The sequence below is a fragment of the Flavobacterium sp. J27 genome (assembly GCF_004303025.1).
Lineage (GTDB): Bacteria > Bacteroidota > Bacteroidia > Flavobacteriales > Flavobacteriaceae > Flavobacterium.
The window spans coordinates 340,496-366,738 of record NZ_PJQW01000001.1; the positions used below are offsets into that span (position 1 = coordinate 340,496).

The following is a 26,243-nucleotide window of genomic DNA, read 5'->3' on the forward strand; positions in this document are numbered from 1 at the left end:
GTTATCAGTTTGATCAGTCCATGATAGATTTCCAGAGCCATCAGTAACCAGTACTTGAGACGTTGTACCATCCACAATAGGGAATTCATAAGCTCCAGCAATATTTAAGCTGTTTGCAATTTGTAATTTCCCTTCTACATTTAAAGCGGCAATTGGTGCTACACCATCTACACCCCAAACCCAACCGTCTCCAGTGTAACTTTGTACACTTGCGTATTTCATTGAAATATCAGAAACTGGTCCGTAGTTGTACTCTGTACCTCCACCAATATCAATAGAAAAATCATAACTACTAGTGTCAAATACTACACCATTAGATCCATCTACTGTTACTTTATTGGCGTTATTAATGTTTTTACTATTCATATTTAAAGCAGCAGTAGCTGTGTGATTTCCTAAGTTATCACCAGCACTTACATTACTCCAAGCAGAACCTGTCCATGTATAAATTTTATTGTCTTCATTGTCATATACCATCATTCCTTCATCAGAAGTTCCTAAACTACTACCTAATGTGGTACGTTGTGTGTTGGTTAAACTATTTATTTTAAATCCTTTATCAGTGTCTGCCAACTCTAATGAAGCATTTGAATTTGGTAGGTCAGTACCAATACCCACACTTAAACGGTGTGTAACTCCACCTAATACCATGGTACTATCTTTAACTGCTGTTGCGGCATTACCTATCGCTACGGAATTGAAACCTTGTACATTGGCATTGTAACCAATCGCAATATTGTTCGTTGGGTTTAAAGCACTTGGATCTGTAGAAGAAGCACCATAACCTAATAAGATAGCGCCATCATTTTGAGCCACTACATTACTTCCTAAAGCGGTTACCTGCATATTGTCTACATCTATAGCATTACCAATAGCAACCACATAATCTCCAGCAGCTTCAACATCGGCAGCATTACCCATAACAATGCTATAATCTCCTCTAGTATCATGATCGTGACCTAATGAAATGGTATATTGTCCATCCGCAAAGGCTCTATTTCCAAACATCATTAAATTGTTATTACTAGGTGTTGCGTCATAACCAAAGAACATGGCATTAGAGCGATTCGTATTGTCAAAGTTGGCCAAAGAACCCATACCTACGTTATATTGTCCTTCTCTATTAGAGAATCCACAGTAATATCCTACATAAGTATTATGGTTGGCATTAGAAGTACTGTTGGTACGGTTGTTATCCCAACCTGACATTGCACCAATAAAAGTATTGTAATCGGCGTATTCTGTAGCTACTCCAGCAGCTGCACCAATCATGGTATTGTATCTACCAGATCCAATATCGATACCAGCAGAATCTCCAATACCCGTATTATGGTCACCGGTTGATACATCAGATAATGTTTCTGAACCAACCCCTACGTTTCTATATCCAGTATTAGCAGATATACCTGCTTCATTTCCTACAAAGACATTTTTATACCCAGTAGTGTTGCTATACCCAGCATCTTCTCCGATAAAAGTATTCTCATACCCAGTAGTATTAAGAGTTCCTGATTCTTCACCTACAAAGGTATTGTCATACCCAGTAGTGTTGTTTTCTCCCGATTCAGTTCCCACAAAAGTATTGTCACCTGCACTTACGTTAGAAAAACCTGCTTGATGGCCAATAAAAGTGTTGTCAAAACCAGTAGTGTTTGAATATCCAGCTTGGTATCCAATAAAAACACTTTCTGAAGTAGTGTTGCTTCTACCGGCTTGATACCCCATAAATGTATTTTGAGAACCACTGGTTAAATAGCTTCCTGTACTGTCTCCATACATGGTGTTGTAATCTCCTGAAGTAATGCTTACTCCTGAGCCAGTTCCAGATGTTTCATTCAGCGTTTGCGCCTTTGAAACCATTAAAGTTAGCGTACTAACAAAAATGGATAAGAGTAATTTTTTTCTCATTTTGACTAGTTTTTATTTTTAACAAACATAAACAATTCTTAAATAATATTCAATTTTATTATTTTAAATGAAATTTAAATCGATAAAAGGAACTTTTTTTTAAAGATAAAACTGTTATCTTGCACTCAAAATAATGAAGCTATTTATGAAAAATAATGAAAAGATAGTTGGTTTTTTACTCTTTGTTTTTGTATTTGCACTATATGCTTTTTCAATATCAAAAACAATTGCTTTTTGGGATAGTAGTGAGTTTGTAACTACTAATTTTCACTTACAAAGTACGCATCCTCCTGGAGCGCCATTTTATACCTTATTATGTAATTTTATATTACTTTTTTTTCCAGCTAGCTGGGCAGCACTAATTTCTAATTTAATTTCGGCTTTTTTTGGTGCTTTAACTATTGTTTTGGTTTACAGAATCATTAATTTTTTAATTCTAAAAATTAATGGAAATCTTAAAGTAGCTCTTGTTTCCGCAATTGTAGGAGCTTTGTCTTTAGCATTTTCAAACACATTTTGGACAGCAGCTACAGAGACAGAAGTATATACCCTTTCGATGTTTTTGCTTATGCTTTTGTTTTATATTATGCTGTTATGGCATACTTCGAATGAAAGCGGTTCTTCTAACAGGTTGCTACTTGTATTTTCTTTAGTATTAGGAATTTCTGTAGGAGTGCATTTGATTAATTTATCAGTTATAATTCCTTTTGCTGTTTTATATATGCAAAAGAAAAAAGGATTGGATTGGAAAAAGATTTTGCTGGCTCTTATTTTGGGTACCTTTTCTTTTTTAGCTTTGTATATAATAGGTATTCAAGGATTTCTAAAATTAGCTTTTATCTTAGATATTTCATTGGTAAATAATTTTCAATGGCCTGTTAATTCTGGATTATTCGTTTTAATTGTATTGTTTTTTGGAATAAGCCTTTTGGGAATGTTTATTGCAAAAAAAAGAGAAAGTATGTTGGCGAATTATATTCTTGGAATTTTGCTGTTTGCTTTGGGTTCGAGTTCTTATTTGTTGCCTATTTTTAGAAATAATGTAAATTCTTCTTTTTCAAATCAAATCGTAACTTCAAATGATCTATTGCGATATATTCAGGCTAAACAATTTGGTGTAGATAATATTCCATTAGTAAAGGGAAAAGTTTTTAATGCTCCATTAGATAAAGATTTTCCTTTTTTAAATGGAGAGGCAATTTATTCTTATAATTCAGAAAGTAAGCAATATGAGCTAGTTGATTCTGGGAAGTTTAGCAAGGTAAATTATGCTCATGAGTTTGATATGTTTTTTCCAAGAATGTATAGTCAGAAGCCAAGTAGTGCACAACAATATGCAAATTGGGTAGCAATAAAAGGAGAAAAAATACAGTATCCTGTTATGGGTAAAGATAGAGAGATGATTAGACCCACTTTTTCTGAAAACATACAATTCTTTATCAATTATCAAGTAAAATGGTTGTATTTGAGGTATTTGTATTGGAATTTTATTGGTAAACAAAATGACACTAAAGGTACGGGAGCTATTTTTAATGGAAATTGGCAAAGTGGAATAAATTATTTTGACAAAGATAGGATAGGAGATAGTAGTGTTTTTCCAAGCAATTATCAAGAAGATAAAAGCAACGATGTATATTATTTTTTGCCTTTTTTGTTAGGGATAATTGGGTTATGGTCTTTAAGAAAAAACAAATCGTATTTGATAACATCTATCGTTTTGTTTTTAACTTTTGGTATTGGAATTACTATTTATGTTAATCCGCTTCCCGAAAGTATTTTGATTAGAGAACGTGATTATATCTTTTTGGGATCTTTTATTGTTTTTTCTATTTGGATTGGACTAGCTGTTGTTACATTATATGATTGGTTCCAAAAAATTACTTCTGAAAAAATTAGAATAGGTGTTGTTACTATTGTTGTTGTTTTGGCTTCACCAATGCAATTATTAGCCAAAAATTGGGACAATCATCAAAGAACAAGTGATGTTTTTGCTTATGATTTGGCTAAAATGTATTTAAATTCTTGTCCAAAAAACGCAGTTTTAATAACCAATGGTGATAATTTTACCTTTCCTTTATGGTATTTGCAAGAAGTAGAAAAATTTAGAGATGATGTAAGGGTGATTAATTATGATCAATTGAATATTGCAACTTACATAGATAAATTGCAACAAACTACTTTTTCTGCATCACCACTTCGTATGACTTTTGCTAAAAAATATTATAGAGAAGGGAATCCTAAATTATTTCCTCTTCAAAAGGATACAGAACAGCCTTTAGATGCCTTTATGTTATTTGAATTTTTAAATAACGACAAAACAACGATTAACTGGAATGGAAAAATGCAGCATTATGTTCCTGGAGATCTTTTTTCTATAAGTGTTGATACAACGAAAGCTGCTTTTACAAATATTGATTTGAATAAAATACAATCTCAACTTGTTTCTAAAATTGTATGGAAAAACACTAAAGATTTTTATCAATTAAATGATTTGATTTTATTGAATTTAATTCAAGAAAACATCAATAATAAACCTATTTGTTTTTTAGTTAATGGAAATAGAGAGCATTATTTAGGGTTGCAAGACCATTTGGTTCATAGAGGATTTGTAGAGCAATTATTACCTGTTAAAAGAGTTAGCGAGCAATTAAATCCTAAAATTGTAGCCAGCGAAGTAAGTGAAAAGATAATTTTAGATAATTCTTTGTTTAATAATTTAAACCATTCTGATGAATTTATTAGGTCGGAAAATGTGGAGTATATTCAAACGATAGTTAGAAGGAATTATTATTTTTTAGCACAAGCTCTTATAGAAAATGGAAAGAAGGAAGAAGCAAAGAGGGTTTTAGAGAGATGCTTTGTTTTGTTTCCTAATAAAACAGTTGCATTTAGACAATATGCTTTTGCTCTTGGGAAGTTGTATTATAAAATAGGAGAAGCGAAAAAAGGAAATGAAATTTGTATGCAATGCATTCAAAATATTAAGAATGAGTTAGTATGGATTACTTCTTTTAACCCACAAACAAACCCAATATTAAATGTTAAAAAAGCGGCTAAATTAAAAGAGATATATGAGCAAATGATTGTTCAATTTGAAGTTTATAATCCTCAGCAAGCGCAATTGGAGAAAAAAGAAGCTATTGCATTTGCAAATGAATTTAATAAATGGCAAATTAAAAATTGGCCATATTAGGATTAAAAATTCCATTTATTAATGGAATTAAAAAAATAATTGATATAAAAAAAGAGGCCATCTAGCCTCTTTTTTATTTATATACAATCAAGTATTATTAATTATCATATTTAGGTTTTTTATTCTTGTTGTAAACAACGCTTCGTAATCCGATTAAATCTAAGTCGTTTAATACATTTAAAGCTTCATCAACATAAATGTCTTTTCCTAATTCTTCATGCCAACGTGTTCTTTTTTCTTTCAATAAATTATCTGTTTTAAATAATTCTGTTTCGTTTGGTAAAGAGGTAAAAGTTAAGTTATTTTTGTATTCAGATAGCAATTTGAATTTTTTAAGTTTTAAGTCTGTTGCTTCTATTTTTTCTTTGAATTTGTTGATGTTTAAGTCGTATGTGTTATCGTCTTTTCTTTCAAAAATCCATTTTGCATTTTCATCAATTAATTTGAAATATTCATTTTCAGCTATTCTTTTATTACTGTTGGAAATGATAGATTCAAATCCTGAAAAAATAGGAGTATAATCAGCAGCGTCAATTTTATCCCATGCTAATGCATTTTTTTCATCACGTTCTCCCATATCTAAATAAGCAAAACGATCTGGCATAACAATATCACTCAATACACCTTCTCTTTGCGTTGAGCCTCCATTAATTCTATAGAATTTCTGAGTAGTTGTTTTTAAGGCGCCTAAATCACCAAATGAATTACTTCTCACAAATTGATTTAAATCTATAATATTTTGAACTGTTCCTTTACCATAAGTATGTTTACTTCCAATGATAATGCCTCTTTTATAATCTTGAATAGCAGCAGCAAAAATTTCAGATGCGGAAGCGGAAAAATTATCAACCATAACTACTAATGGTCCTGTCCATTGTACTCCAGGGTCTTTGTCAGATAGAATATCTTTTTTTCTGTCAGAAGATTTAACTTGTACAACAGGACCTTGCTCTATGAATAAACCAGTCATGTTAACCACAGTTTCTAAAGAACCACCACCATTACCTCTTAAATCCATTATAATACCTTGCACATTTTGTTCTTTTAAACGTTCAATTTCTATAGCAACGTCTTTAAAAGCATCTCTGTTGTCTTTGTTATCAAAACTAATATAGAATTTAGGAAGATAAATAATACCGTATTTTGTACCTTCCTTTTCAACTATAGAGGATTTTGCAAACGTTTCTTCTGTTTCAACTTCGTCTCGTATGATTGAGATTACGGCTATTGAACCATCTACTTTTTTAACAGTTAATCGTACTTCGGTTCCTTTAGCACCTTTAATTTTTTTAACAACATCGTCTAAACGCATTCCTGCAATGTCAAGAGGTTCTTCATTCCCTTGAGCGACTTTCAAGATAACATCACCCGCTTCTAATTCTTTTGCTCTCCAAGCTGGACCTCCAGATATTAATTCTGAAACTTCAACTGCATTATCTTTCTTCTGTAATCGGGCTCCAATACCTTCAAATTTACCACTCATGCTAATGTCAAATTTGTCTTTTTCTTCTGGAGAAAAATAAAAAGTATGTGGATCAAATTGTTCAACAATTGAATTAATAAAAATAGAATACCAATCATTGCTGTCTAATTCATTTTCTATAAAATCAAAGTATTCATTCAAAGATTTTAAAGAACTTTCACGAGCTTCTTTTTCAATATCTTCAAACTTCTTTTCTTTGTAATTAGGGTCTTTTTCCTTTTTGTTATGTTCTAATTTCTGTTTGTCAGTAATAGTAGATAACAAAGAAAGTTTTAATTGTTTGCGCCATCTTTCTTTTAAATCTTTATCGTTTTTAGCGTACGACTGCTTTTCGTAATCTGTATCAATAAATTCTTCTGTTGAAAAATCAAAAGGTTTGGCTAATAAAGTCTTGTAAATCGATTTAGACTCTGCAATTCTTTTTAATAAACGAGCATTGGTTAAATAGAAAAAAGAAAGATCTTTTGTCTTAATCATGTCATCTATTACTTGATTGTACTGATCAAATTCTTTTATGTCTGAAGCTAAAAAGAATCTTTTTGTAGGGTCAATTCCGGTAATGTATTTGTCATACACTTCTTTAGAAAAGGTGTCGTTAATCTCAACTGGACTGTAATGTCCCTTTTCTAATACATAGGTCAATAGTTCCAAGAGCAGTTTGTCTTTCTCAGGATCTTCTGTTTTTTTAGTAGGTATAAAACTCCATAAAACTGCAGCTAAGGCAGTTATCAACAAAATAACCTTATAATTTCTTTTCATAAAATCAACAATTTGGGTCATCAATAAATTTTTCTACTAATGTACATAAAAAATCATGCCATTATATCGCAATTTAACACATTTTTTTGACTTTAGCTAAAAAAAATTATTTTAAGTTTTCAAATGCGGCTTTCCATTAAAAATATTTAAATTAGCAGAAAAAAAGATGGAAAAACCGCTCATATTGGTAACGAATGATGATAGTATTGTTGCTCCAGGAATTCGTTTTTTGATAAGCGTTATGAAAGAAATAGGTGAGGTAATTGTTGTTGCTCCAGATAGTCCTCAAAGTGCTATGGGACATGCTATTACAATTAATAATACCTTACATATTGATAAAGTGTATTTAGATAAAGAAATTGAGCATGAATATAGCTGTTCTGGTACTCCTGTTGACTGTGTGAAAATGGCGGTACATGAAATCTTAAAGCGTAAGCCAGATTTGTGTGTTTCAGGAGTTAATCATGGTTCTAATTCCTCTATAAATGTGATTTATTCAGGTACTATGAGTGCTGCTGTTGAGGCAGGAATTGAAGGCATACCTGCTATAGGTTTTTCTCATTTGGATTATGGGTGGAATACTAATTTTGAGCCTCTACGTTCTTATGTTAAGTCGATTACATTGGCCGTATTAAAAAATGGATTGCCAGAAGGAGTGGTGTTGAATGTGAATTTTCCTAAAGCAGAGGCAGAAGAAATTCAAGGGGTTAAGATATGTCGTCAAGCGAAAGCCATGTGGGTAGAGGAATTTGATAAAAGAACGAATCCTCAAGGGAAAGAGTATTTTTGGTTGACAGGAGAGTTTGTTAACAAAGATAAAGGAGAAGATACAGATGAATGGGCACTGAAAAACAACTATGTTTCGATTGTTCCGGTTCAATTTGATTTAACGGCTCATCATGCTATTTCAACACTAAATAACTGGAATTTATGATACAAAAGAAAGATATTTTTATAGGATTACTCATTGGTTTTTTAGGTGCTTTTGTGGGTACCTTTATTTCACTACATTTTTTTACTAATCAAGGCTTTGTAGAAGGCTTTAATGTTATGAAAAAAGCGGGTATGATAGGCAAAGTAATTACTTTAGGATGTATTCCTAATCTTATCATCTTTTTTCTACTTCTTAAAAAAGATAAAGACCTCATGGCTAGAGGTGTTATTTTGTCGATGTTTCTATTAGTAATTTTAACTTTATTACTTTAATATGAAAAAAAGTATACTATTCTTTTTTGTGCTATTATATGTTGGCGTAATAACTGCTCAAAAAAATAATGAGCAACCAGTCATAACAAAGATTATTTTATTGCGTCATGCTGAAAAAGTTGGAGATGGTTCCAAAGATCCTGCTTTAACAGAAGAAGGAGAACAACGAGCAGAGAGATTACGTTTTCTGCTTTCGGATGTTGCTATTGATAACGTTTTTTCTTCTCCTTATGTAAGAACAAAAGGAACGGTATCAAAATTAGCTGTGGCTAAAAATATTGAAATTAAAATATACGATCCTAAAGATGCTCAATTTTCAGAGTATTTATTACGTCATGAGAAGGGGAAAACATCAGTTGTTGTAGGACATTCAAACAGCATTCCCACATTGGTAAACAGATTAATAAAGAAAGAGCAATATCAATCATTAAGTGAGGATGTTTATGACAAACTTTGGATAATAACATTTTCAGATGCTACTTTAGTAGATTGTAGTGTTTATCATTATTAACCATGTAACGATTAAGTACTGTAGAAAAGATTGTTTTTAAATGAATAATAAGCAACATGAAATATTATATTATCGCGGGTGAAGCATCGGGAGATTTGCATGGTTCAAATTTAATGAAGTCTATCTTTATAGAAGATACTGAGGCAGATATTCGTTTTTGGGGAGGTGATTTAATGCAAAAAGCCGGAGGTACTTTAGTAAAACATTACCGTGATTTAGCGTTTATGGGGTTTTTAGAAGTTATTTTAAATTTAAAAACTATTTTAAATAATATTTCGTTTTGTAAATCTGACATAGAAGCGTTTCAACCCGATGTAATCATTTTTATTGATTATCCAGGATTTAATATGCGAATTGCTACTTGGGCAAAACAGCAAAAAATTCCAACACATTACTATATTTCACCTCAAATTTGGGCTTGGAAAGAAAATCGAATTCATGCCATTAAAAGAGATGTTGATTATATGTATGTGATTTTGCCTTTTGAAAAAGACTTTTATGAAAAAAAGCATCATTTTCCAGTATGTTTCGTTGGTCATCCATTAATTGACGCTATTCATAACAGGGAAAAAGTAGACAAAGAGGCTTTTAAGCTTGAACATAAATTAAGCCAGAAACCTATTATTGCACTTTTACCGGGAAGTAGAAAACAAGAAATAACAAAGATGCTTTCGGGTATGTTGTCTATTGTTAAAGATTTTCCAGATTATCAGTTTGTAATAGCCGGAGCACCTAGTCAGGATTTTTCATTTTATGAGCCATATTTAAAAAAAGAGAATGTACATTTTATTTCAAATAAAACCTATGATTTATTAAGTGTCGCTGTAGCTGCTTTGGTTACTTCTGGTACAGCTACTTTGGAAACGGCTTTGTTTAAAGTTCCTGAAGTGGTTTGTTATAAGGGAAGTTGGGTTTCGTATCAAATCGCAAAAAGAATCATTACGTTAAAGTATATTTCTCTAGTTAATTTAATTATGGATCAAGAAGTAGTAACCGAATTGATTCAAGGAGCTTTTAATTCTAAAAACATAAAAAGAGAGTTAAGTAAAATTTTAAAAGGTAATGAAAGAGAAAAAATGATGGAGAATTACATCGTTTTAGAGCAAAAATTAGGAGGAATAGGAGCTAGTGAAAAAACAGCACAATTAATTGTTTCATCTATTAAAAAATAATATTTAATTTCGCAAAAAGATTATTTTGAAAAAAATTACTTATTTTATTCTATTAGCTATAACTATTGTAAGTTGTAAAACGCAATCGAATATTGTTACTTCGAAAGATGAAGCTATTTCTAAAGGAATGTATTCTTATTCTAAAGAGAAAGGGAGCAATACTAATCTTGGTAAAGAAGCTTTTAATAAAGAAGAAGAAAATGAATTTGATAGAAACGCTTATGTTAGAGTTTCGAAAAGTGACAATGCAACTGCAAATAAAATTGTTGACGTTGCTTTAGAGAACTTGGGAGTAAAATATAAAATTGGAGGCACAACTAAAACTGGTATGGATTGTTCTGGTTTAGTGTTTAGTTCTTTTGGAAGTTATGATGTTGTTTTACCGCGAACGTCAATAGATATGTCTAAGCACGGTGAAATGATAAGTACCAGAGAGGCACAACCAGGAGATTTGATTTTTTTTAAAACGAATGGAAAATCAGTAATTAATCATGTAGGAATAATTGTAGAAGTTTTACCCAGTGAAATTAAATTTATTCATTCTTCCACCCAAAAAGGAGTTATAGTTTCTTCTACTTCTGATGCGTATTATGGGAAGACTTTTGCGCAAATTAATAGAGTATTAAATTACTGATTGTAAGGTATTGCCTATGAAGTTTTTTAAGTTCCCTATAATTACATTAACAGCTTCATATGCATTAGGAATAATTTTTGAGAATCATTTTAGTCTTAATTTAACTCTTCTTTGTGTAGTAACTAGTATCTTTTTTGTTTTGTTTCTTTTGGCCTTTTACGAAGCCAAAAAGCAATGGTTTCAAAATACTTTTTTTGGTATAACTTCTTATTGTTTAATATTTTCTTTAGGAACTATTTCACATTATTTTCATACAGACATATATTACAATAATCATTATTCTAATTTTTCTCAAGAAAACAAAAATTTACTGATAGGCGCAATTACTTCAGAATTAAAGCCTAGTGCTACATTTGATAAATATATTTTGGAAGTAGAAAAATGCAACACTACTTCTAGTTTTGGTAAGCTTTTATTATATGTTAAGAAGGATGGTCTAAAGCTACATGTAGGAGAAAGAATAAAAGTTGAAGAAAAAATAATGCCAACTTTAACAGCGACCAATCCGTATCAATTTGACTATGGAGAGTATCTTAAAAAACAAAACATATATCATCAAGTGTTTTGTGAAGATAAAGATGTTATGCAATTAGGTTTTCATAAAGGAGGGAATTATTATTTACAACGTATTAGAGAAAAAGGGCAAGCTAGTTTTGACTATCATGGTTTTTCTAAAGAAACAAAATCAATACTGAATGCTTTACTTTTTGGTCAACGTACTACTATTGATCAAACTATATTAACAAACTATTCGAATTCGGGAGTAGTACATATTTTAGCAATTTCTGGTTTGCATGTGGGTATTTTATTCTTCTTCTTTTCTTTTGTTTTAAAACCTTTAGAAAAATTAAAAAAAGGGAAATTAATTAAATTACTACTCGTTTTAGGATTGCTTTGGCTATTTGCATTATTAACTGGTTTGCCCGCTTCAGTTACCAGAGCAGTAACTTTGTTTAGTTTTGTCAGTTTAGGAAATCATTTTAATAAACAAAATAATGTTTTTAACGCGGTAGCTGTTTCGGCTTTGTTTTTATTGCTTTTTAATCCAAATTATATTTTTGATATTGGATTTCAATTGAGTTACGCTGCGGTTATTTCAATTTTGTTGTTGCAACCTTTTTATGAAAAATTTTATTTTACTAAAAATAAAATTGGTATTTACTTCACCGATATAATTTTGGTTTCTTTAGCAGCACAGGTGGGCGTTTTACCATTAAGTTTGTATTATTTTCATCAATTCCCATTGCTTTTTTTGTTAGCTAATGTGGTGGTCATACCAATGGCAAGTCTGGTTATGATATTAGGAAGTATCTTATTAGTTGTAAATCTTATATTTAAACCTTTGGGTTTGTTTTTAGGCAAACTAGTGTCCTTTTGTGTTGAAATGATGAATAACTACATTGCTTTTATAGCTCATTTTGAAAAAACTGTTGTGAAAAATATTTCATTTAGTAATGTAACAACTATTTTGTTATATCTCGTTATAATTGCTTTTATTTATTGGTTATACCAATTAAAATGGCATGCTTTTAGAATCGCGATGTTTGCAGTTTTACTATTTCAGATGACATTAGTTTTTAGTCAATGGAATTCGAATCAAACGGAAGAATGTATTGTTTATAATAGCAAAGAAACCTTGATTAGTAAAAAAATGGGTAATGAGGTGTGTTTTTATACCAATGAAACTACAAAAAACGAAAGATTTATTACAGATTATATGTGTGGTTCTAAATGTCATCTTCAAAAAAAGGACAGTTTGAAAAATGTACTTTCATATAATAAATGCAAAATCTTACTTGTTGATTCAATGGTAATTTATGATGTTCCAAATGCGCATATTGATTATGTTATACTAATTCAAAGCCCAAAGTTAAATTTATCACGATTAATTCAAAAATGGCATCCTAAGCAAATTATTGCCGATAATACTAATGCTTTTTATTTGGTAAACCAATGGAAAGCAACCTGTAGAAAAGAGAATATCCCTTTTCATGCTACTGCCGAAAAGGGATATTTTACATTTAAATAATTTTTTTATTTATTAGCTACAATTTTTGAAGCGCCATCTAACCATTTTGTTGGACCACCAGCTACATAACCTGTGCTTCCTAAACCTTTTAAGTTCATTTTGCCTTCTTCTGTTTTTTCAGGAGACACAAACCATATAGTTGGATAACCTCTTACTTGAAACATATTTTGCATTTGATAATTCTGTGCTTTAATAGTTTCATCTTGAGGAGTTCTTCTTGGGAAATCAAGTTCAACAAGAATAACGTTGTTTTTAGCCCACTTTTCAAATTCGGGTGTTTTTAATACTTCTTTTTGTAAACGAATGCACCAGCCACACCAATCAGAGCCAGTGAAAAACAATAACATTGGTTTCTTCTCTTTTATAGATAATTCAGAAGCTTTAGCCATATCGGTATGCCAAGTTAAGTCTTGACTATAACTAGTAAAACTTAGAAAAGTAATTATTAAAAGTAAAACAGTTTTTTTCATATTGATAATTTTTATACAAATTTAGACAAAAAAAATGCCAAAATTTGTTGGTTATCTTACACCATGCATTAATTTTTTAATAAATGGAGCCATTAAAATAGAGAAAGCAGCTAAGATAAACGAAACGATTGCTAGCATCCAGAAGAAATAGCTAATTCCTTTTTCATCAGCAATTGCTTCTACAGATTCTCCAAACATACCAGCACCTTTCATTCCAATAGCAACAGCTAAATACCAAACTCCAAACATAAAAGCAATCATTCTAGCTGGAACTAATTTACTTACATAAGATAAACCTACTGGTGAAATGCATAATTCTCCCATAGTATGAAATAAGAACACTAAAATTAACCAAATCATACTTACGCTAGCAGACTCTGCTCCAGGAGCAATTCCATTGGCACCAAAAGCCACAGCAACCATTCCTAGTCCTAATAAGAACATACCAATACCATATTTTACATTGGCATTAGGATTGTATTTACTTTCCCATACTTTTGAAAATAAAGGTGCTAAAGTGATAATAAATAAAGAGTTTAAAGTAGAGAACCATGTAGCAGGAACTTCTGTTAGAGGTTCGTTTGTTTTTGCAATTCGTAAGAACTCTAGCGTACTATCTGATAAATGTAAATATCCTGCGGTATAATAATCTTTGGCAAGCATCCATAAAGCAATAATCCAAATAATAACAAAACTGAAACTTAAAGTGATGTTTGCTATAGCATATTTGGCAAATGTTTTTCTGAATAATAAATACATAACCCAGTTGATAATCAATAAAGGTACAATAGTCATTAATGAATTTACAACTAAAAAGATAACACTAGAATTTCCAGTTAAAATACGATTGGTATATTTTTCAGCAAATACAGTTAAACTGTTAGGAGATTGCTCAAAAATTGCCCAAAAGAAAATGGTAATAAATGCAAAGAAAGTTACTGCGATTAATTTCTCTCTAGTTGTTTTAGAATATTGAATTAGTCTATATACTAATAAGATGATAAAAAGAATTAGTGCAGTTACTATTGCTATTCCGTTTCCGTTTTCACCTAAAAATCCAAAAACATTAAAATTCCCTTTAGATATTTTTGTTGCAGGAGCATTAATAATCCATAATAAACCAAGAAGTGTTGAAACCGCAATTATTCCTAATTGCCATGTTGTAAAAGGAACACGTTTGTCATTGTCTTCTTTTTGTTCTTCAACGGTATCTTTCTTTACAGGTTTTAATCCAATATGTCCGAAGATATTTTGAGACAACCAGAATTGAACCAAACCTAAAAACATAAAAATCCCAGCTAGTCCAAAACCATATCCCCATCCTACTTTTTCACCAAGATAACCACATAAAAGAATTCCAAAGAAAGCACCTGCATTTACACCCATGTAGAAAATGGTATATGCACCGTCTTTTTTCTCAGGACGATCTTTATACATTTCCGAAACAATAGAGGTCATGTTTGGCTTGAAAAAACCATTACCAAAAACTAATAAAACAAGACCAAGATAGATCGTAAACTGAGTTTCAAAAGCCATAGAAAAATGACCTAAAGTCATTAATAAAGCACCTACTACAACAGCCCATCTATAACCGATAATTTTATCTGCAAAATAACCACCTAACATGGTAGAAAGATATACAAGTCCTACATAGGAGCCAAATAGCGAAGAAGCTGTTGCTTGATCCCAGCCCCAACCACCATCGCTGAAAGAGGCCATAAAGAATAATACTAATAATGAACGCATACCATAGAAGGAAAAACGTTCCCACATTTCTGTAAAGAATAAAACAAACAGTCCTGCCGGATGTCCTAGCACAGTACTTTTAAAAAATTGATCGGTTGAATTTTGACTCATAAGTTTATTTTTGTTAGTTGTTAGTTACTTTTTAATTATTTAACTCTTTATCAACACCATGCATTAATTTTTTAATAATTGGTGAAATAACTAATAAGATTGCTCCAAAAGCAATACCAGTATAGAATAAATATTCAAATAATTTTAGATAGCTTTGTTTAGCTATATTCAAATCTGGTGCCAAACCATTTGATGTGTCAACAGAAGCAATATTTGCTAAAACAGAAGCAATGAATTCTGAGCTAGCTGTTGCTAAAAACCAAACCCCCATCATAAAACCAACAATTTTTGCTGGTGAAAGTTTAGTAACTGCAGAAAGACCTACTGGAGATAAACTTAATTCTCCACAGGTATGTAATAAGTAGGCTAATATTAACCATATTGCAGCTACTTTTGCGGTACCAGAAATATTAATTCCTAATACTAAAGCTCCAAAACCTAATCCTACTAAAATAAGTGCTAAAGAGAATTTTACAGCTGTATTTGGATTGTATCTTCCTAATTTAACCCATAACCATGCAAAAACTGGAGCTAACAAAACAATGAATAATCCATTGAAGGTTAGAAATTGTCCTGCGGAAAGTTCAATTCCAAAAATGTGTCTATCTAATATTCTATCAGCAAATAAGTTCATAGAAGTATAGGCTTGCTCAAATAAGGCCCAAAAAACAATAGTGAAAATAATTAATATGGTTAAGGCAATTAATTGATGCCTTGCTTTACCATCTAATTGTGTTATTGCGTAATAAATGATATAGATAAAAGAGGCACCACCCGCTATTTTTAATCCCCAAGAAACCGCTTCATGGTGTTGTACCATTTGCCAAAAAATAAGGGTTGAAATAATACTTACGATATAAATTAACCATTCATTTTTTAATCCTAATGTGGTCTTGTTTAAGAATGACGGATCGGTAGGTTCACCTTTACCCATAAGTAATTTTTTCCCTGAGATAAAAGTTACTAAACCAAAAAACATTCCTACTCCAGCTGCTCCAAAACCATAACTCCAACCATATGATTCGCCCAGCCAAACACAAATAATTGTTGCTAAAACGGAACCTAAATTGATTCCCATATAAAAAATGGTAAATCCAGAATCTCTTCTTTTATCTCCTTCTTTATATAATTCTCCTACTAAAGAAGAAATATTAGCTTTTAGAAAACCTACTCCTAAAATGATCAAGGCTAATGAAAAATAAAATACTTGAAGTGCGGTATTATCTCTAGTTATTTCACCCGTTATAGATTGTGTTGCTGCATTTCCTTCATATGCCATTCCTAAATGTCCTAAAACGAGCATGATTCCTCCAAAGATAATCGCTTTTCTAAAACCTAAATATTTATCTGCAATAAAACCTCCAATAACAGGAACCGCATATACTAAAGCGGCATAACTACCCACTAAAAGATTTCCAGAATCGTCAGTAAAAAGATGATATTTTGTTAGGTAAAAAATGAGTAAGGCTTTCATTCCATAAAAGGAAAAGCGTTCCCACATTTCGGTAAAAAATAAAATAAATAAACCTCTAGGGTGACCTAGAAAAGTTCTTTCTTGGCTGATAGAATTACTCATATTATAGTTTTTCTAATAAAAAGTTAGTCATTTTTGTATACAATTGAAGTCGGGTTTTACCGCCATAAATACCATGATTTTTATCTGGATAAATAGCCCAATCAAATTGTTTGTTAGCTTGTACTAAAGCTTCAATCATTTTCATTGTGTTTTGAACATGCACATTGTCATCTGCTGTACCATGAACTAATAAAAAGTTTCCTTTTAATTTTTCAACATGATTAATAGGAGAGTTATTATCATAACCACTTGCGTTTTCTTGTGGTGTTTGCATGTATCTTTCAGTATAAATAGAATCATAATATCTCCAGCTGGTTACAGGAGCAACAGCGATGGCTGTTTTAAAAACATCATTCCCTTTTAAAATACAATTGCTACTCATAAATCCGCCAAAACTCCATCCCCAAATTCCAATTCTTGAAGCATCTACATAATTGTATTTAGCGATTACTTTTGCCGCATCAATTTGATCTTCTACTTCATATTTTCCTAATTCTTTATAGGTGCATTTTTTAAATGTAGCTCCTTTAAAACCTGTTCCTCTTCCGTCTACACAAATAACAATATATCCTTTTTGAGCCAACATATAATACCAGTAATCATTAGTTGAATTCCATTGGTTAGCGACTTGTTGTGAACCAGGTCCTGAATATTGATACATTAAAACAGGATATTTTTTAGAAGCATCAAAATCTTTAGGTTTAATAGACCATGCATTTAAAGTATGTCCTTTATCTGTAGTTAAAGTGAAAAATTCTTTAGGAGCAATGTTGTATTGCGCTAGTTTTGACTCTAGGGCTTCATTTGATTCGATTTTCTTTAATTCTTTACCTGTTTTGGAATCATTTAAAGTATATAAAGGGGCATTTGTAGCACTAGAATAGGTGTTGATAAAATACTGAAAATTTGGACTAAAAGTAGCCTCGTTTGTGCCTGTTTTAGAGGTTAATCTATTTTTCTTTTTTCCAGAAATGTTAATGGCATAAATATCTCTGTTAATAGAACCATTTTCTACAGATTGATAGTACACGGTTTTATTTTTCTCATCAAAACCATAATATGCCGTTACTTCCCAATTTCCTTCCGTTACTTGGCTTAATAATTTTCCGTTTTTATCATAATGATATATGTGATTGTAACCGTCTTTCTCAGAAGTCCAAATAAAACTATTATCGCTTAAAAAAGTTAAGTTGTCTGTAATATCAATATATGCCTTATCTTTTTCATTTAATACTACTGTCGTTTTTCCAGAAGTTGCATCTATAAAGTGTAAATCTAAATTGTTTTGATGACGATTCATCACTTGGGCACTTAACACATTTGCTTCATTAGTCCATTTTATTCTTGGAATATAAAAGTTGGCATAGTTTCCTAAATTAATAGTAGTACTAGCATTTGTTTTTAAATCATAAATATGAAGTGAAACAATCGCATTTTTTTCTCCAGCTTTTGGATATTTAAAAACATATTGTGAAGGATAAAGACCCTCGTTATATAAATCCATTGAAAATTCAGGTACTTCTGTTTCATCAAAGCGAATAAAAGCAATTTTATCTCCTGTTTTATTCCAATCAAAAGCTTTTACAAAAGCAAATTCTTCTTCATACACCCAATCAGTAATACCATTTATAATGCTATTTTTCTTGCCGTCTTGCGTGATTTGTAGATTAGTTTTAGAAGCAATATCATAAACATATAAATTATTTTCAAATGCATAAGCTATTTTAGAACCATCTGATGAAAAAGTTGGCTCTTGAATAGAATTATTTGTAAATTTACTTAGCGATTTTGTAGTAATGTCGTAAATATAATAATCAGCAGTAAAAGAGTGCCTAAAAATAGGAGAGGAATTAGTTGCTAGTAAAATTTTAGATTCTGATTTGTCAAAAGTATAATTATCAATCATCGACAATTCTTTAAAATCTTTAGTGTTTATTAACGTTTTTACCTTTTCTAAAGTTGCAAAATCATATAAATCAATTTGCATGCTTCGGGTAGCTCTGTCAAAGTTTAAAACGGTGTATTGGTTGGTGTTTTTCATAGCATTAAGCTCGTCCATACCTTTAGTTCTGAAAGCTCCAGACCATATTTCTTCTAAAGTTATTTTCTGTTGAGCTACTATTGAAGAACAGCTAACTAAGAAAAGAAAGAGTGTAATTTTTTTGAGTGTCATATTGTTTTATTTAATAAAAAACCCCCAATAATAGGGATTTTTTATCAAATATCCATCAAATTTAACTTATTTTGGTAAAGATGTTTTTTTTTTATAATTTTACAAGCTTAACTACCTGCTATTTACTGAATATGATTAAACTTTACCATTTAATTCTAATTCTTTCTCTATACCTAATTTCTTCACCAAATTATGGTCAGCAGTACAACTTTGAAATAATCAACCAAGAGAAAGGATTTCCTTCATCATCAGTAAATAAAATTTTCAAAAGTAGTAATGGTTTACTTTGGTATGGTTCCAATGGAACGGGATTGATTCGTTATGACGGAAACAGTTTTATTAATTATAATAAATTCAATGAAATTGAAAATTTTTTCATAACTGATATTTTAGAAAGCAACAACGAACTTCTTTTGTTAACTAGATATAGAGGACTATTAATTTTTAATGGCAAAGAATTTACTAAGAAAGTGGATTACCCTGTAATTAATGGTAAGATTGATGTTATTGAAAAAATTATAAAAATTGGTTCTCAAGTTTATGGTGTGAGTTCTAAGAGAGTTTATGCTATTGATAAAGACAGAAAAATTAATCCTCTTTTAAGTATTGAAGGGAAAAAAATCAATGCCATTAATGCGGTCAGTAATTTAGAAAATGAAAGTTTATTAATAGCGACAGATAAAGGATTGTTTCAATATAAGGATAATACTTTTTTATTAGTCGATTTTGAAGACAAAAACATTTGCATTACTGAAAATAAAAAGACGTTTAATTATGTAGGTGATGATCAAGGGAATGTTTATATCTTACATTTTAATAAAGATAAGTATGTGTATAACAGGCTTATTACCAATGTTAAAGATAATAATGGAAATCCAATTGCAATTAATACTATTTATAAGACCGATTCCGGAAATATCTGGATTTCTGGAAAAAAATTTGAAGGAATAGGAGTTGTTTATAAATCAGGAAATTATGTTGTAATAGATTCAAAAAATGGATTTCCAAATACTGAAATCAATAATATTTTTGTTGAAAATAATAGTTTATACCTAGGTTCTATTAGTTTAGGCGTTATACAATTTAGTAATCAAACATTTGTAAAATATAATAGTTTTCCCGAATTAAGAACAAAATCTATTTTTTCTGTAGACGAATTAGACAATGACTTATTTGTTTTTAGTAGAGATTACGGTTTAAACGTTTTTAAGAAAAAAGATTTTTTTGATTTAGAGTTTAAAAAAAGAATCAATTTCAACGACAATGTTTCCTGTTTATTAGCACATAGAGAGAATTTACTCGTAGGAACTGCTAAAGGATTGTATTCCTATAAAGATGATTCTTTAACAACACTATTGCCCGATTGTAATGTTATTGAAATTAAAAAAGATTACAATAATCGAATTTGGCTAGGAACTTTAGGGAACGGACTTCTGGTTTTGGATACTAATTACAAAAAAATAGCTCATTTTTTTAAAAATGTTAACGTTCAGAATGTTTATAATGTTGAACAAATTAAAGTAGATAAATGGTTGGTTTCTACTGGGATGGGTTTGTATGTTGTTGAACTGCAAAACAACAACTTTGTAGTTACCAAAAAACTATTAAACAAACTATTATTTCTTAGCGCTAAAGACAAATACAATACAGTATGGTATGCTGGAGAAAGTAAAATTTATTCGGTAAATAGAAATGATGAAATTAAATCTTTTGGTACTAATGATGGACTTTCTTCAACTCTAATCTACACATTAACGGGTATAAATGACAATATTTTAGTAGGATCAAATTTAGGATTAGAACGGATTACCACAGATAAGAAAGGGAATATTGTAAATGTTGAAAGCCTCAACTCAAGCAATATGTTTGATGGAATTGAAACCAACATGGAATCAGATTTTGTTGATAGTGAAGGCAATATTTATTTTGGTACGGTAAAAGGACTTTACAAATACTTATATAAAGATCAAAAACCGCAAACTCTTGAAAAAGCGGCTCCTATTTTTATTACTAAGCTGTTAGTAAATAATAAGGATTACTCTACTGAAGAAACTAAAAATAAATACTTCAATGTTCCTAATGAAAATCATAATTTCAGTCACTCAGAAAATTCTTTAACTTTTCAAATAGGACAAATAAATAATTCTTTAGCTCAAAATAATTACTATTCATTCAAGCTGAAAGGATTAAATGATTTTTGGACAAAACCTACTAAAAGCAAAGATATTAACTACTATAATTTATCGCCAGGGAATTATAGATTTTATGTTAAAGAAGTAGATTCTTTAGGAAACGATTTAGGCAATATAACCTATTACTCATTTGTAATAAAGGCTCCTTTCTATACTACTTGGTGGTTTATTTTACTTATTTGTACTTTAACCATTTTTGCCTTTAATTATTTAGTCAGAGATTCTTCTAAATACAATAAAGATTTTGTAAAAAATATTTCAGAAACAGAATTGCAATACGATTTAAAAAATTACTTTTTATATTTTGGAATAATAATTATAACCACTCAAATTGCCTACTTTGTTTTTGAAATTTATAATGAAAATGAAGTTAAAACTAAAATCATTTTAGGCTTTTGCGCCATTTTCTTATATCTTTTTTCCTATATTCAAAGGATAAAGAAAAACTTGGAATGGATTTTTAGATTTTTCTTTATTCTTATTACACTAGTGGTACTCAATAATTTAAGCTATTCAGAGATAAATTTCGTTAGCTTTTCTGAGTTTTTGTTATTGTTGTTTTTCTCATATAATGTTTTTAAAAAATTCAGGAACTACATCATTTATACTATTATTATTGTTTCTTTAGTACTTTGTTTTTTAATTTTAGAAGAGGAAAATAAAGGTATTTATATTCAATTGTTGAGCGCGTCCTTTATTATCACAGTGATTAATTTTTACAGAAGAATAAATTTTTTAAATACACATGACAAATTAGTATTTACTAATAATATTATTAATCAATCTAATTCACTTACCATTGCATGTAATAAATATGGAAATGTAGTGTTTTGTAGTGATTCTATAGTAGATATTTTAGGATATGCTACCGAAGAAGTTTTAGGATATAACTTTTGGTATTTAACAGAGGATAAAGAATTTGAAAAAATTGACTATAATTTAAAATATAAACCAAATACCATTCACGTTAGGAAATTAAGAACCCACACAGGAGATTATAAGTATATTCAATGGAGTGATTTTAAATATTCAGACGATTTATTTATTGCTACAGGACACGATATTACTCAAAAAATAATTGCTGAACATGAATACCAAGCACTAATTCAAAATGCACCTGATATTATTTATGACATCAATAAAAATGGAGTAATTACATTGATTAATGATGCTACTTTACGAATTTTAGGATATAGAAAAGAAGAAATAGTAGGTACTCATTTTACTAATTTCTTGTCTGCCGAGGAAAAAGAAAAATCCTTGAAATATTATATTCCAGAAAATGATGAGCAAAATGATTTTGAGGCCTATGTTTTACCTGTTATTGCAAAATCTGGAAAAGTAGTTTGGTTTTCTCAAAAAGTAAGAATTAAACGAGATTTAGACAATAAACTGATTGGTTTTTCTTGTGTAATGAGAGATATTACTAGTACAAAAAAACTAGAAGAACAAATTTTTTACAAAAACAACGTTTTAACTCATTTGTCTAAATATACAAATAAGCTACTTCAAAAAGATGACTTAGATAATATTTTCGACAAAACATTAGGTGATTTCACCAAATCGATACAGTCTGATCGAGTTTGTTTTTATGAATTTGATGCTGAAAAAAGTGCTGTGAATCAAAAATTTGAATGGTTTGTTAAAGAGGAAAGATTACAAGTAAATAATATCGATTTTCAAGGTTTAAAAGTGGAAAATTATCCGCTACTTTTTGAAACATTATTTAAAAATAAATCCTATCAAATTATTACAGAGAAAGTAGTAGATGAATTCCATAAAAAAAGATTGCAAGAAAGAGGTATACTGTCCGCTTTATTAGTTCCAGTTTTTCATATCGATAAGCTTATTGGTTACCTCGGGTTCGATAATTTCCATGAGGTAAGAGTTTGGGATAAAGAAGAGATTATTATTCTGGAAACACTAGCAAACAATATTGCTACTTCAATTATTCGAATAAAAAATAAAAAAGGACTACAAGAAAGTGAAGAAAAATTCAAACTATTAGCTAATAATATTCCAGGAGGCGTTTATTTAGTTAAATATGATGAAAACCGAACTAAAGTATTCCTTAACGACGAATTTGAGAAACTAACAGGATATTCAAAAGAAGACTTCTTTATGGAAAGAGTCAAACTCCATGAATTATATCATGTTGAGGATAGAGAAAGAGCTATTCTAGAAATAGGAAATGCCATTAGAGACAGAAAATCGTTCTTAGTAACGAGTAGATTGGTTAAAAAGGATGGAACCGTAATATGGATTGAAGAACATGGAGAAGCAGTAACGGTAAACGGAAATATTGAATATCTAGAAGGTGTTTTAATTGATGTTACCGAAAGAAAAAAAGCGGAAGAAGCAATCTTAGCAAGAGAATTAGCAGAAACCTCAAACAAAGCAAAATCTGAATTTTTGGCTAACATGAGTCACGAAATCAGAACACCATTAAACGGAATTATCGGTTTTAGCAAATTATTGTTAAACACGAGTATAACAGAAGTTCAAAAACAATATTTACAGACAGTAAATCAGTCTGCCGAATCATTATTAGATGTAGTAAACGATATTCTTGATTTGTCAAAAATTGAAGCAGGTAAGTTGTCATTAGAAAACAGTAAAACAAATTTGCACACCATTATCAATCAATCAGTAGATATGGTTAAGTTTACGGCACATCAAAAGAATATTGAGTTAATTATCAATGTCGATGAACACATAGAAAGCACTATTTGGACAGATGAGGTTCGATTGAAACAAATTTTACAAAACTTACTAAGTAATGCGGTGAAGTTTACTCTGAAAGGACAAATAGAACTCAATGTAACCACTCAGAGTGTTACTAAAGGGAAGTCTAAAATTCGTTTTGAAGTAAAAGATACAGGAATTGGTATCAAACCTGAAAACAGAGGGAAAATTCTAGAAGCTTTCTCACAAGAAGATAGTTCTACAACCAGAAATTTTGGAGGAACAGGTTTAGGTTTATCTATTACAAACAGTCTATTAAAATTAATGGATAGTCAGTTAGAAATTAATAGCGAAGTAAAAAAAGGCAGTAGTTTTAGTTTTGAAATAGAGCTAAAAACAGAACCCTGTGAAAATAAAAATAGATTATTAAATAATAAATTTAAAAGAGCGCTTATAATTGAAGATAACCCTTTAGTATGTGAGGTAATCCAAAGAATGTTCAGTTCCTTAAACTTACCTTGTACGACTATTTCTTCTAAAGAAAATTGTATCGCTATAATAAAAGAAAATAAATATGATTTAGTACTAATCGACTATGAATTTTTACATAAAAAAATAACTAATGAAATCATTCAAACGATTAGTCAAAATGAAGAAAAGCATTTAATCATCATGCAAAATTCTACCTCAGATTTTATTTCAGATAAGAATTTAAAAAGCATTCATAATATCATAAAACCATTAAAAATAGGCGTACTTCAAAACTATTTAAATAAAATAAATAACCCATATTCTGATCAGCAAATCAACGAATTAAGTCTAGCCGATAGCCATAAAAATAAAATAAATATTTTAGTGGTTGAAGACAATAAAGTGAATATGCTGTTAACCAAAACATTACTTGCAAAAGCGTTTCCGAATGCCATAGTCTCAGAAGCATCAAATGGTTTTCAAGCAGTTGAAGTCTTTAAAAATGTAAAACCCGAAATTATTCTAATGGACATTCAAATGCCAGTCATGAACGGTTATGAAGCCACAGAATTAATTCGTAAAATAAATAAAGATGTCATTATCATTGCATTAACAGCTGGAGTAATAACAGGCGAAAAAGAGAAATGTCTAGATATAGGAATGAACGACTTTATTCTAAAACCAATTGATAAAGAATATTTTGAAAAAACCGTAATAAAATGGATAAAAACGGTGCATAATATTTCCGTTTAGTATCTTTGCAGTTACTTAAAAGAAGCGATCATTTATGATACAACATATAAAAGGTTTTTCTAAACTATCCAAAGAAGAAAAAATAGATTGGATTGCAAGCACTTATTTTGTAAATCCTAATGAAGCCAAGCAAATTGTTACTCAATATTGGAATTCTAACGAAGCCTTACAAAAGCTACACGACGAATTTATTGAAAACACCATTACCAATTTCTATTTGCCTTATGGAGTAGCACCTAATTTTAGTATCAATGGAAAAAGCTACACCGTTCCAATGGCTATTGAAGAAAGTTCGGTTGTGGCAGCCGCTTCTAAAGCCGCCAAATTTTGGGGTGAAAGAGGAGGTTTTAAAGCAACGGTAATCAATACTGAAAAAATAGGGCAAGTGCATTTCTTGTTCCAAGGAACATTTGAAAAATTAGAAACTTTTTTCAATACGATTAAACCTCAATTCTTTGCAGATACCGAAAATGCTACCAAAAATATGCAAAAGCGCGGTGGTGGTATTTTGGATATCCAATTAAAAAATAAAACACACGAGCTGCCAAATTACTATCAATTACATGCTACTTTTAATACCAAAGATAGTATGGGAGCCAATTTTATTAATACTTGCTTAGAACAATTTGCTAAAACACTCGAAAACGAAGCCCACGATTACGAAGCGTTTACCGATACTGAAAAAAACATTCAAGTAATCATGAGTATTTTAAGTAATTATGTGCCCAATTGTATGGTGCGAGCTGAGGTTTCTTGTCCGGTAGACCAAATGAGTGAAGATGCCAACATCAACCCTCGTGAATTTGCTGAAAAGTTTGTTACAGCAGTCAATATTGCGGAAATCGAACCTTACCGAGCAGTAACGCACAACAAAGGCATCATGAACGGAATCGATGCGGTGGTATTAGCTACTGGAAACGATTTTAGAGCGGTGGAAGCAGGCGTGCACGCTTACGCAAGTCAGTCTGGTCAATATCGCAGTTTGTCTCATGCCAAAATTGAAAACGATATTTTTACGTTCTGGATTGAAATACCTTTGGCGTTAGGAACTATTGGCGGACTTACGAGTTTGCATCCTTTGGTAAAATTTTCATTGGAAATGTTAGGCAATCCAAGCGCAGAAGAACTCATGCAAATTGTAGCGGTAACCGGTTTGGCGCAAAATTTTGCT

At 30.5% G+C, this 26,243-nt stretch carries 15 protein-coding genes; 9 read left to right on the forward strand and 6 right to left on the reverse strand.

Annotation, left to right across the window (positions count from 1 at the left end; all coding sequences use genetic code 11):
- Positions 1–1,908: hypothetical protein (locus CX675_RS01395; RefSeq protein WP_165395947.1), on the reverse strand; the 1,908-nt coding region annotated here is incomplete at its 3' end.
- A gap of 133 nt (positions 1,909–2,041) precedes the next feature.
- Here CX675_RS01395 and CX675_RS01400 point away from each other — a divergent pair.
- Positions 2,042–5,101, forward strand: a complete 3,060-nt coding sequence (locus CX675_RS01400; protein ID WP_130733428.1) for a DUF2723 domain-containing protein — start codon at positions 2,042–2,044, stop codon at positions 5,099–5,101.
- A 97-nt stretch (positions 5,102–5,198) separates the two neighbouring features.
- Here the strand turns inward: CX675_RS01400 and CX675_RS01405 are convergent, their stop codons facing one another.
- Entirely contained in the window at positions 5,199–7,364 is a 2,166-nt protein-coding gene (locus CX675_RS01405) for a carboxy terminal-processing peptidase (protein WP_130733429.1), read from the reverse strand.
- 145 nt (positions 7,365–7,509) lie between these two features.
- Between CX675_RS01405 and surE the strand changes: the two genes are divergently transcribed.
- From surE to CX675_RS01435, 6 genes are read left to right on the forward strand one after another with little or no spacing between them, the layout of a single operon-like run.
- Positions 7,510–8,277 (forward strand): 5'/3'-nucleotidase SurE, encoded by a 768-nt coding sequence (gene surE, locus CX675_RS01410; protein ID WP_130733430.1) that lies wholly within the window; start codon positions 7,510–7,512, stop codon positions 8,275–8,277.
- Entirely contained in the window at positions 8,274–8,549 is a 276-nt protein-coding gene (locus CX675_RS01415) for a hypothetical protein (protein ID WP_240723557.1), read from the forward strand. The genes surE and CX675_RS01415 overlap by 4 nt, the downstream gene beginning before the upstream one ends.
- A 1-nt stretch (position 8,550) precedes the next feature.
- Positions 8,551–9,060 carry a histidine phosphatase family protein gene (locus tag CX675_RS01420; RefSeq protein ID WP_130733431.1) on the forward strand — a complete coding sequence of 170 codons (510 nt, stop codon included), beginning with the start codon at positions 8,551–8,553 and terminating at the stop codon, positions 9,058–9,060.
- A gap of 56 nt (positions 9,061–9,116) precedes the next feature.
- Entirely contained in the window at positions 9,117–10,232 is a 1,116-nt protein-coding gene (gene lpxB, locus CX675_RS01425) for a lipid-A-disaccharide synthase (RefSeq protein WP_130733432.1), read from the forward strand.
- A gap of 25 nt (positions 10,233–10,257) precedes the next feature.
- Positions 10,258–10,866 carry a C40 family peptidase gene (locus CX675_RS01430; RefSeq protein ID WP_165395949.1) on the forward strand — a complete coding sequence of 203 codons (609 nt, stop codon included), beginning with the start codon at positions 10,258–10,260 and terminating at the stop codon, positions 10,864–10,866.
- Between the two features lie 16 nt (positions 10,867–10,882).
- Positions 10,883–12,895: a ComEC/Rec2 family competence protein gene (locus CX675_RS01435; RefSeq protein WP_130733433.1), complete on the forward strand. Its 2,013-nt coding sequence runs from the start codon at positions 10,883–10,885 to the stop codon at positions 12,893–12,895.
- 5 nt (positions 12,896–12,900) lie between these two features.
- Here CX675_RS01435 and CX675_RS01440 read toward each other — a convergent pair whose 3' ends face one another.
- Genes CX675_RS01440 through CX675_RS01455 form a run of 4 tightly spaced genes read right to left on the reverse strand, consistent with a single transcriptional unit; the run spans position 12,901 to position 18,971 of the window.
- Positions 12,901–13,365, reverse strand: coding sequence for a thioredoxin family protein (locus tag CX675_RS01440; protein WP_130733434.1), 465 nt, complete (start codon positions 13,363–13,365; stop codon positions 12,901–12,903).
- A gap of 51 nt (positions 13,366–13,416) precedes the next feature.
- Complete coding sequence (locus tag CX675_RS01445; RefSeq protein ID WP_130733435.1) at positions 13,417–15,222, reverse strand: peptide MFS transporter; 1,806 nt, start codon at positions 15,220–15,222, stop codon at positions 13,417–13,419.
- 31 nt (positions 15,223–15,253) lie between these two features.
- Positions 15,254–16,798, reverse strand: a complete 1,545-nt coding sequence (locus CX675_RS01450) for a peptide MFS transporter (RefSeq protein ID WP_130733436.1) — start codon at positions 16,796–16,798, stop codon at positions 15,254–15,256.
- Between the two features lies 1 nt (position 16,799).
- The gene (locus tag CX675_RS01455; RefSeq protein WP_130733437.1) at positions 16,800–18,971 is read right to left on the reverse strand and encodes a S9 family peptidase; all 2,172 of its coding nucleotides are present in this window, start codon (positions 18,969–18,971) and stop codon (positions 16,800–16,802) included.
- A gap of 131 nt (positions 18,972–19,102) precedes the next feature.
- On the opposite strand from CX675_RS01455, the gene CX675_RS01460 reads away from it, so the two are divergent.
- Together CX675_RS01460 and CX675_RS01465 are read left to right on the forward strand one after the other, a co-directional pair.
- The gene (locus CX675_RS01460; RefSeq protein ID WP_165395950.1) at positions 19,103–25,072 is read left to right on the forward strand and encodes a PAS domain S-box protein; all 5,970 of its coding nucleotides are present in this window, start codon (positions 19,103–19,105) and stop codon (positions 25,070–25,072) included.
- A gap of 34 nt (positions 25,073–25,106) precedes the next feature.
- A partial coding sequence (locus tag CX675_RS01465) for a hydroxymethylglutaryl-CoA reductase, degradative (RefSeq protein ID WP_240723558.1) occupies positions 25,107–26,243 on the forward strand: 1,137 nt, incomplete at its 3' end.